Genomic DNA, 6,312 nt, shown 5'->3' on the forward strand with positions numbered 1-6,312 from the left:
ACGTCAACTTGACGTGACAGGACAAGCATACAGACAAAACCGGATCACGCGTTCAGTGGCTGGCCGTGGCCAGGACCGCTGTTGACCCTGCCGCTTTTTTGTCACCCGGTCATTCAACGCGCGGGGCTTTTCTGACGGGTGGAAAGTACCACCACGCCGCCGCCACAAGCAGCCCGAACACGCTGTACAAAAGCGTGAAGACCCACAGCGGCGCCTCGTAGTACAGCACGCGTTGAACCCAGTGCTCGATGAAGCTTGCGGTGTATGGCGCCTCGCCTGCCTGCTCGCGCAGCCACGACTCCAGAACGGTGAGCGGACAAAGCTCGCCGAGCCAGGCCTGGACCACAACCACGCCAACAGCGACCAAATGCGCCACACGGAACAGCAGCGCATTGACCCAACGCCAGCGCAGCCTGTTGCCCAGCAGCACAAGGATCAGGCCGCCGACCACAAACACGACCACTGCGAAATGGAGCAGCAGCGTAGCATCCGCGAGCAGGCGATAGGTGTCAGGACGATACATGTGCGGCACCCAAGGTTTGGCCTAGCGCAAAATCAGCACCGGCACATCACTCACGCGCAGCAAGGTACTGGTGGTGCTGCCCGCAATCAGTTGTTTCAGCCATGAGTGGCCAAACGCGCCCATCACCAGCAAGTCTGCGCCCTGCGCGTTCACAAAAGCCGGCAGAACGTCATTGGGCTCACCCGCGATCAACTGCGTTTTCACCTCAAAACCCGCCTTCTGCAAGGCCTGTCGGGCTTCTTCGAGCTGGCGCGCGCGCAGGGCAGACTCACTCCCCGCCATCACAACCAGGGCGGTGAGTCCGGCCAACAAGGGCGAACTGCTGATCAGTTCGATGGTCTTGAACGCCGCGCTGCTGCCGTCAAACGCCAGGGCGAAGTGTGTGGGCTGGGCAAATTGCGCCCTGGTTGCCACCAGCACCGACCGCCGTGTGGCGCGGATGACCTCCTCCAGATGGTGGTCAAAATGCACTTTCTGGGTTTGGGCAGCGTGGTAGTGCTCGCCCAGTATCAGCAGTTGGGCTCCCGCTTCGAGTTCTTGCACGGTGGCGACAAATTCACCATGTCGCAGGCGCCCATCGAGCTGGGCAACGCCCGCACTGGCAGCGCGCTCCCTGGCACTGGAGAGCAGTTGTCGGCCCGCCTCGATGGCCGCCTTGCTGTGCAGGGCATCACTTTCGCTCAGGTTTTGCAGAATGGCTTCTTGCGCGCCCAGGCCAATCGCGCCACTGAAGTCCTGGGTGCTGGCGCGCTCGGGGTGGCGCTCCAGCACATGCAAAAACTCCAGCGGCACGGCCAGACGTTGCGCCGCCCAGGCGCTCCAGTCAATCACCGACCGGGAGTTGGACTGGCCGTCAATGCAGGCATAAATTCGGTTCATCTTTTGGCTCCTTCAGTGCATCAGTTGTTCAACGGCATCAGGCTTGTCATGCACCGCAAAACGGTCCACCATCGTGGCGCTGGCCTGGTTCAGGCCAATCACCTCCACCTCGGCGCCTTCGCGCTTGAACTTGAGCACCACCTTGTCCAGCGCACTCACCGCCGTGATGTCCCAAAAATGCGCCCGGCTGACGTCGATGCACACTTTTTCAACCACTTCCTTATAGTCAAAACTGGCGATAAAGGTTTCGCTCGACGCAAAAAATACCTGGCCCACCACACGGTAAGTGCGCACCCGGCCGCTCTCGTCGCTGCTGCGGTCAATGCGCAGCACCTTGCCCACCTTGTGCGCAAAGAAGATGCCTGACAGCAACACGCCCACAAACACCCCCTTGGCCAGGTCGTGGGTGGACACCGTCACCACCACGGTGGCAATCATCACCAAAGAGGAACTTGGCGGGTGCTGGCGCAGCTTCAAGATGGAATCCCAACTGAAGGTGCCAATGCTGACCATGATCATCACCGCCACCAGCGCCGCCATCGGGATTTGTTTGACCCATGGCCCGAGAAACACGATCAGAATCAGCAAAAACAAGCCTGCCGCAAAGGTTGACAGGCGGCCACGCCCGCCCGATTTCACATTGATCATCGACTGGCCAATCATGGCGCAGCCAGCCATGCCACCAATGAAGCCGGTGGCGATGTTGGCCACACCTTGGCCAACACATTCGCGGTTTTTGTTGCTCGGGGTGTCGGTCAGCTCATCCACAATGGCGGCGGTCATCATGGATTCGAGCAAACCGACCACGGCCAGGGTGGTCGCATAAGGCAGGATGATCTGCAGCGTTTGCCAATTCAACGGCACATCGGGCAGCAAAAACACCGGCAGGCTGTCGGGCAGCTCGCCCATGTCGCCCACCGTGCGAACGTCCAGGCCCAGCGCCATCGCCACGCCGGTCAGCACCACGATGGTGACCAGTGGCGACGGCACCGCCCTGGTGAGGTACGGAAAACCGTAGATGATGCCCAGCCCGGCAGCGGTCATGGCATACACCACCCATGACACGTTGGTGAGCTCTGGCAATTGCGCCAAAAAGATCAGAATCGCCAGCGCGTTGACAAAACCGGTGATGACCGAGCGCGAGACAAACCGCATCAACACACCCAGCCTGAACAGCCCGGCCACAATCTGCAGCACCCCGGTGAGCACCGTGGCGGCAAGCAGGTACTGCAGGCCGTGTTCCTTGACCAGCAACACCATCACCAGCGCCATGGCGCCGGTCGCAGCCGAGATCATGCCGGGGCGCCCGCCGGTGAAGGCAATCAACACCGAGATGCTGAACGAGGCATACAAGCCCACCTTGGGGTCAACCCCGGCAATGATGGAAAACGCAATGGCTTCGGGAATGAGGGCCAGCGCGACGACCAAGCCCGCAAGCAAATCGCCGCGGATGTTGGACAGCCAGTCTTGGCGGATGGTTTTTGACAGCATGAATAGGAGATCAGCCACGGCAAGTGGCTGCAAAAGCAAGAGGGAAATTGGGTGCTGATCAACCCCTGCGGGCGTTGATCAAAACGTTAACGGAAGCAGGCCAGGCGGCTGCTTACGGCGGTGTCACCGAGCAAAAATAACCACGCGGCAGTTCACTGCCCGGGTAAGACGCCGGGTTTTTGGAGAACTTGGTGGAGAGTTTGTGCACCGCATCATTGTATTGCCAAGGCAAATTGGTAGTAGCATTCCCGAATGAGTCAAACATTTGGAATGGAATCACCTCGCGCGCACCCTCAGGCAAGTCACCGCAAGCCTGTGCGTTACCTCATTGTCATTGATTCCGGCGGGTCAATGGTTGCGCGGCTGTGCCTGGACACGCACGAAATGGTGGGCGAGTTTGATGCCGCTGTCGAAGAGGTTGGCTCCATGACCGCCGGGCTGATTCCTGTTGAAGGGGCGACAGGCCCCGAATGGGATGCCGCTTTGGCGGGGCACAGCGCTGAAGAACGGGCTGCGGCCAGGGTCTACACACTTCCGGTTTGACCTGCCCTTCGCCTGGGATCATTGGCAGAGGTCCGGCGCTGCCCGATACACTTTAGCCATCCACCGCGGCCATTGTTCACCCAAAGTTTAAAGTTGCCCCTTGCCATGAAACTGAAAATGTCCGAGAACTCGCTGTTTGCGATTTTGCTGCGTTCACCGTGGTGGATCAGCATGCTCATCGTGGCCGGGTTCACGCTGCTGTCATTTGCCCTGCTGCCCACGCCTTACGTGCCGTTTGGCGTGATGGGCGCCTTTCCATTTTTGGTGATTGGCGTGCTGGCAGCGCGCAAGCAGTGGCGCGCGCCCAGTGCAGCGCGCGTGGCGGAAATGCTGACGCGCGTGGGGGCCATGTCGTGGCGGGATTTTGCTGCGCTGATCGGTCAAACTTATGTTGAGCAAGGCTATACCGTGCTGCGGCTCAACAGCCCGGCGGCCGACTTCAAGGTGGTCAAGGGTGGCCGCGCCACGCTGGTGAGTTGCAAGCGCTGGAAAGCGGCCAACCAGGGCGTCGAGGCGCTGCGCGATCTGGTCGCGGCCAAAGAGACGCAGGAGGCACAGCAGTGCACTTACCTCAGCCTGGCCCCGGTGAGTGACACCGCCCAGCGTTTTGCCAAGGCCCAGGGCGTGGCGCTGGTGTCAGGCAATGAGCTGGCGCGTTTGCTGCTGCAAAAGTAGCGCACAGCGGCCCCGGATGACGCGGCGCTTCATCCGGACTGCGGGCTTTCCCTGTTGACCAGCCAGATGCCGGAGCACACCAGCCCGAGGGCGAGCAGGTTCTTCCACGCCAGGATGCTCTCGCCAAGAAAGATGGCCGACAAAACAGCACCAAAAATCGGGATCAAAAAGGCAAAAATGGTCACCATGCCAACGCGGTTGTACTTGAGCAAAATGGTCCACAAGGCAAAGGCCACCGAAGACAGCACAGCCAGGTAAAACAGCAAGGCGGTAGATGCCAGCGTGAAACCGGTCAGCGTGCCGCCGGTCAGGTACCCGCCCAGCATCAGTGCCAGGCCACCGATGGCCAACTGGTAACCGGTCAACACCACAGAATCCATCGATTGCGAAACTTTCTTGCCGTAAATTGACGCCGCAGAAAGAATGAAGGCCGCGATCACCACAAAACCCTCGCCCAGCAGGCTGAATTCAAAGTCCAGCAGACCCTGGCCAAAGTTGACCACCATCACGCCGGCAAACCCGACCAGGCAGCCGATCACCTTGTTCAGGCTCAAGCGGTCATTGCGGTAAATGAAATGGGCCAGCAACACGCTGAAAAACGTGCCCGTCGCGTTCATGATCGAACCCTTGACCCCGGTGGTGTAGGCCAGGCCGACATAAAAAAAGATGTACTGGAGCGAAGTTTGCGTCAACCCCAGCGTGGTGATCTGGCGCAGCTGTTGGCCGTCCAGATCGAAGATCGGTCGATGCGTCAACCGCGCCATCAGCAACAGCAGCGCGCCGGCGATCACAAACCGGTAGCCGGCAAAAACCATCTGGGACGGCACGTCGCCCGCGCCAATGGCAAACATCGCATAACCGTTCTTGATGGCCGGGTAGGCACTGCCCCAGAGCAAGCAGCACAGGCAGGCCAGCAGGAAAACCACCTTGCGGCTGGAGAAAAAGGGATGGGTATTCAAGTGTGCGTACGGACCCGACACGGACTCATGGCGGCGCAAGCTGGTTTGCATAAATTCGCGCCACCGCCGCGTGTAACGCCGGATCAGCCAGTGCCGCGGCCGTGGCATCCCCGGCGGTGCTGCGCAGCAGGCGCTCCAGGGTTTGCGGCTGCGGCGTGAGCGGGCCAAAAAAGCGCGGCGCGTCACCCATGGCGATCAACAGCGTTGGAAAGTCATCCACATCAAGCGGGTACAGCAGGTCGGCGTCGTCCTCCACGTCCAGCCAGACAAACTGCGCCTGCGGATGATCAGCCTGAATGGCTTCCTGCACCTGCTCAAAACTGCTGCGGTAGTTGCGGCAGACGTCGCACCAATCGGCGCACAGGCAAACCACCAGCAAACGTGGCGCGGCATTGGCGCGCGCCAACCGGACAGCCTCAGTCACCAAAGCAGATGCCCAGGTCGCGCCCGGTTTGCAGGGTGTCGCAGTCCATCGGCACGTTGCGGATGTGGCCGGCCACTTCTTCGAGCGCCACATGGGTCACGCCGTCGGCCCCCAGCGACACCATCACGCCGCTGTGGCCCTCGTCCAGCGCGCGCACGGCCGCCGCACCAAAGCGCAGGGCCGCCAAGCGGTCAAAAGAGGTGGGACTGCCGCCGCGCAGCAAATGCCCCAGCACCACCACCCGGGTCTCCTTGCCGGTGCTCTTGCCCAAAGCCTGGGCAATGCTCTCGCCAATACCGCCCAGCCGCTCGGCGTGGCCCACCTCGGCGGGTGCCAGCAGCTCGCGATGGCCGTCTTTGGCTTGCGCGCCTTCGGCCACCAGCACAATGGAATATTGGCGCCCTTCGGCCTCGCGCTGGCGGATCTTGGTGGTGACCTTGTCCAGGTCAAAGCCAATTTCAGGCATCAGGATGGTGTGCGCATTGCCCGCAATGCCGGCGTGCAGGGCGATCCAGCCGGCATAACGCCCCATCACCTCGACCACCATCACACGCTGGTGGCTCTCGGCGGTGGTGTGCAGGCGGTCCAGACACTCGGTGGCAAAGCCCACGGCGGTGTCAAACCCGAAGGTGGTGAAGGTCTTGTCAAGATCGTTGTCAATGGTTTTGGGCACACCCACCACGCGCAGGCCTTTTTGGTGCAGGGCGTTGGCAATGGTGAGCGAGCCATCGCCACCAATCGACACCAGTGCGTCAATTTCATGGGTGGCAAAGTAGGTCAGGATTTCATCAGAGCGGTCAATCTCGCGCACCGTGCCG

General features: G+C 60.9%; 8 protein-coding genes. 2 read left to right on the plus strand and 6 right to left on the minus strand.

What is annotated here, in order from left to right; genetic code table 11:
• Positions 1–109 precede the first annotated feature (109 nt).
• From GPS82_RS12940 to GPS82_RS12950, 3 genes are read right to left on the minus strand one after another with little or no spacing between them, the layout of a single operon-like run.
• Positions 110–523, minus strand: coding sequence for a DUF2784 domain-containing protein (locus GPS82_RS12940; protein ID WP_296495382.1), 414 nt, complete (start codon positions 521–523; stop codon positions 110–112).
• A gap of 21 nt (positions 524–544) precedes the next feature.
• Positions 545–1,402: a universal stress protein gene (locus GPS82_RS12945; protein ID WP_296495384.1), complete on the minus strand. Its 858-nt coding sequence runs from the start codon at positions 1,400–1,402 to the stop codon at positions 545–547.
• A gap of 12 nt (positions 1,403–1,414) precedes the next feature.
• Entirely contained in the window at positions 1,415–2,893 is a 1,479-nt protein-coding gene (locus GPS82_RS12950) for a SulP family inorganic anion transporter (RefSeq protein WP_296495386.1), read from the minus strand.
• 315 nt (positions 2,894–3,208) lie between these two features.
• On the opposite strand from GPS82_RS12950, the gene GPS82_RS12955 reads away from it, so the two are divergent.
• Both GPS82_RS12955 and GPS82_RS12960 read left to right on the plus strand, forming a co-directional pair.
• Entirely contained in the window at positions 3,209–3,436 is a 228-nt protein-coding gene (locus tag GPS82_RS12955) for a hypothetical protein (protein ID WP_296495387.1), read from the plus strand.
• Positions 3,437–3,541: 105 nt separating this feature from the next.
• The gene (locus tag GPS82_RS12960; protein ID WP_296495389.1) at positions 3,542–4,111 is read left to right on the plus strand and encodes a restriction endonuclease; all 570 of its coding nucleotides are present in this window, start codon (positions 3,542–3,544) and stop codon (positions 4,109–4,111) included.
• Between the two features lie 29 nt (positions 4,112–4,140).
• On the opposite strand, the gene GPS82_RS12965 is transcribed toward GPS82_RS12960, so the two are convergent.
• The 3 genes from GPS82_RS12965 to GPS82_RS12975 form a co-directional block, all read right to left on the minus strand.
• Positions 4,141–5,121: a DMT family transporter gene (locus GPS82_RS12965; protein WP_296495390.1), complete on the minus strand. Its 981-nt coding sequence runs from the start codon at positions 5,119–5,121 to the stop codon at positions 4,141–4,143.
• Positions 5,096–5,494 carry a thioredoxin family protein gene (locus GPS82_RS12970; protein WP_296495393.1) on the minus strand — a complete coding sequence of 133 codons (399 nt, stop codon included), beginning with the start codon at positions 5,492–5,494 and terminating at the stop codon, positions 5,096–5,098. Before GPS82_RS12970 ends, GPS82_RS12965 begins: the two co-directional genes overlap by 26 nt.
• Positions 5,487–6,312, minus strand: an 826-nt coding sequence (locus GPS82_RS12975) for an ATP-dependent 6-phosphofructokinase (RefSeq protein WP_296495395.1), incomplete at its 5' end; no start/stop codon positions are given. The genes GPS82_RS12975 and GPS82_RS12970, both read right to left, overlap by 8 nt.

Origin of the sequence: Rhodoferax sp. (genome assembly GCF_011391645.1) — a bacterium.
GTDB lineage: Bacteria > Pseudomonadota > Gammaproteobacteria > Burkholderiales > Burkholderiaceae_C > Rhodoferax.

Coding starts and splice junctions, on each gene's coding strand:
- GPS82_RS12965 (WP_296495390.1), bottom strand. CDS start 5,121: ATGCAAACCAGCTTGCGCCGCCATGAGTCCGTGTCGGGTCCGTACGCA.
- GPS82_RS12950 (WP_296495386.1), bottom strand. CDS start 2,893: ATGCTGTCAAAAACCATCCGCCAAGACTGGCTGTCCAACATCCGCGGC.
- GPS82_RS12940 (WP_296495382.1), bottom strand. CDS start 523: ATGTATCGTCCTGACACCTATCGCCTGCTCGCGGATGCTACGCTGCTG.
- GPS82_RS12960 (WP_296495389.1), top strand. CDS start 3,542: ATGAAACTGAAAATGTCCGAGAACTCGCTGTTTGCGATTTTGCTGCGT.
- GPS82_RS12945 (WP_296495384.1), bottom strand. CDS start 1,402: ATGAACCGAATTTATGCCTGCATTGACGGCCAGTCCAACTCCCGGTCG.